Source organism: Paenibacillus sp. 2TAB19 (assembly GCF_052115185.1).
In the GTDB taxonomy this organism is placed as follows: domain Bacteria; phylum Bacillota; class Bacilli; order Paenibacillales; family Paenibacillaceae; genus Pristimantibacillus.
Genome location: NZ_JBFRGE010000182.1, coordinates 1 through 2,364, shown reverse-complemented (window position 1 = coordinate 2,364; position 2,364 = coordinate 1). Strand labels below are relative to the sequence as shown.

General features: G+C 46.7%; 3 protein-coding genes. All 3 read right to left on the bottom strand.

Annotated elements, in window-relative coordinates; genetic code table 11:
- Positions 1–161 precede the first annotated feature (161 nt).
- Positions 162–560: an adenosylmethionine decarboxylase gene (speD, locus tag AB4Z33_RS30795; protein ID WP_337099557.1), complete on the bottom strand. Its 399-nt coding sequence runs from the start codon at positions 558–560 to the stop codon at positions 162–164.
- A 273-nt stretch (positions 561–833) separates the two neighbouring features.
- A complete protein-coding gene (locus AB4Z33_RS30790; RefSeq protein ID WP_442053549.1) occupies positions 834–1,520 on the bottom strand; it encodes a YjgB family protein in 687 nt (228 codons plus the stop codon).
- 181 nt (positions 1,521–1,701) lie between these two features.
- The coding region (locus AB4Z33_RS30785) for a hypothetical protein (RefSeq protein ID WP_442053548.1) at positions 1,702–2,364 on the bottom strand (663 nt) is incomplete at its 5' end.

Here is a 2,364-nt window from a genome sequence, read left to right as displayed (position 1 = left end):
ACCTTGATGTTATCGCTTATTATAACATAGTTCGACTTTCAGAAAATGTTCATTTATGAATAATGTTTGAAAAACTCCTATCCATTATTCCCTTTTCATACAAAGAAATAACCATGGATTAGATCCATGGTTATTTCGATATGCCAATCGGCCCAAAGCTCTTAGACAAGCTCGATTTGTTTCATTTTTTGTTCAACGACTTGCAATTCGCCCATTCCGCGTACAAGCTTCTTCGCATAAGTCGACTTCGGCTTAAGCACAGCGAGCATGTAATCAATCGCAAGTTGTGGATCTACAGTATCACCGCAGGTATAGCAGTCCAGCGCGGCAAATCCTCTCTCAGGATACGTATGAATCGAGAGATGACTCTCCGACAGCATGACAAGAACGGTTGCGCCTTGAGGATCGAATTGTTTCGCTTGCACCGAAAGTACAGTAGCACCACAAGCTTCGGCAGCCTCCACCATGTGGTTTTGCAAAAATTCAGCGCTGTTCAGCAGTTCAAAATCTACACCCCAAGTATCAACAGCAACGTGTCTTCCGAAAGTTGAATATTCCATCCTTCGGTTCCCCCTTCCTAGGAATAAAATGTTTGAAAAATTTCATCCGCTAGGACCTACGTCATTCACTTCTCGAGGGATTAATCTCTCGCAACATAACCATGTCCTGAGTGAATCCTGGTTCCTATTATTCAATTGCAACAATGTTTTCAACGAATCTAAAAATAACATCTATCCGGGAGAAATGCAACAGGTTTTTTTCGACCAAAATATCGTCGCCGGCCCCGTTTTCAATGTATGACTGTCAGGCTTGTCGCGAAACAGAAATGCTTGTCAGCCAGCCATATTATTTTTGGTGTCCTGCGGGCTGAATACCGAGATATGATCAACCTTTCCGGTCTTTTCAGATACAACGAATTTCAGCTGGTACTGCTCGTTTACTTCATAGGTGTAAATATCGTCCGAACCGTTTTTTGTTTGTTCATCCGCTTTGCCAAGCGCCTTCTCGATATCTTTCAAAGCGATGGTGCGCAGCTCGCTTGCATAGGAACGGACATCGAACACCACCATGCCTTTGTTGTAACCGAAGGTGATGCCTTTATCCTTATACTCCGCATAAAGACCCTTTCCAGCTGCATTGTTGCTGTCCGGTTTCCCCCACTTTTTCTCGATATCGTCGAAGAGGTCCGTATGTGCCGCGTATTGGCAATTCGGCACTTTGCCCTTCTTGGCCAGTTGGACGAGAGATCCGACCGTTACCGCTGCTTCATCACCGTCGGATGGAGTATGGCTGCCGCCGTTCTGTTCGCCCGTCCCATTCGGCGTTTCTGAAGGCTCTGCGCTCGGAGCGACGTCTTGACTAGGGCTTGTCTGCTCAGCCTCGGACGGAGCTTCGCTTACGATTGGGTCCGGCTGCTCGCCGTTTTCTCCATTATTAGCATTGCTGCAAGCGGATAGCGCCAATGCGACTGAAAAGGTAATGCCGACCGCAAACTTTTTGAAATTTTTCGAAGGATTCATCTCTGTTCCAGCTCCTTTTGTGTAATCTCTGTGATGCTAATCGAAATCGTATGAAAAACTTGCGACAAATCTTAGACGATCAAACCRGTCATGAGGTTACAGTTACTCGGAATGATCCAGTTTTTTCCGATATAAAAAAAGAAGCCGCGCAAGCGGCCTCCTGCTTATCCCTTATTAAACATTACGCTTCTAAAATAAACAACTTCTTGGTCATATCCGCCAAGCGCTCGTCAATTCTGCCGATCTCCTCRGCTGCCGTCGCTTGATTGCGAAGGTCAAGAAGCTCGTTGACTGCACCGTTAATCAATCCAATCTCTCGCTCGATTAAGCGGCTGCGGTATACGTTCTCAAGCTGCAAAGCCGTATCTTTGTATTCAAATACGAGACGCTCGCCTGCAGCGGTTTGTTCCACAATGCTCATGACGGAACCATTCCTATAATGATAGATCATCGTATAATGACTATAAATCCGGTTGACGATCGCGTTGCCTCGGAAAGCGGAGACCGCTTTGCGCATTGCATTTGTCAGCCTAGGTCCTACAAGTCGGCAAGAAAGAACACATACGTAATAGTCTTGTCGACGCTCAAACGTCAACCTGACCTCTTCCCTCCCTGCTACGTCTTCGAGAACGAGCTCCTGATTGCCGCCTTCGAGCACGCGCACCTGAAGGTGTATTTGCTGCTCTTCGAACAATCGAATGAATCCCGCCATCTCCGTGGCCGTTAACTGCAGTTTGGCATTTACATACTCTGTGGCTAGCCGCTTAGCCATAAAAATCTCCTCAATTCTTTGACTTGCCCGAATCGATCGACGCGTCTCTCCGCGCGATTCATCGTTCACGTC

Bases quoted from the DNA above. Each gene is read 5' to 3' on its own strand.
- speD (WP_337099557.1), bottom strand. From the start codon at position 560: ATGGAATATTCAACTTTCGGAAGACACGTTGCTGTTGATACTTGGGGT.
- AB4Z33_RS30790 (WP_442053549.1), bottom strand. From the start codon at position 1,520: ATGAATCCTTCGAAAAATTTCAAAAAGTTTGCGGTCGGCATTACCTTT.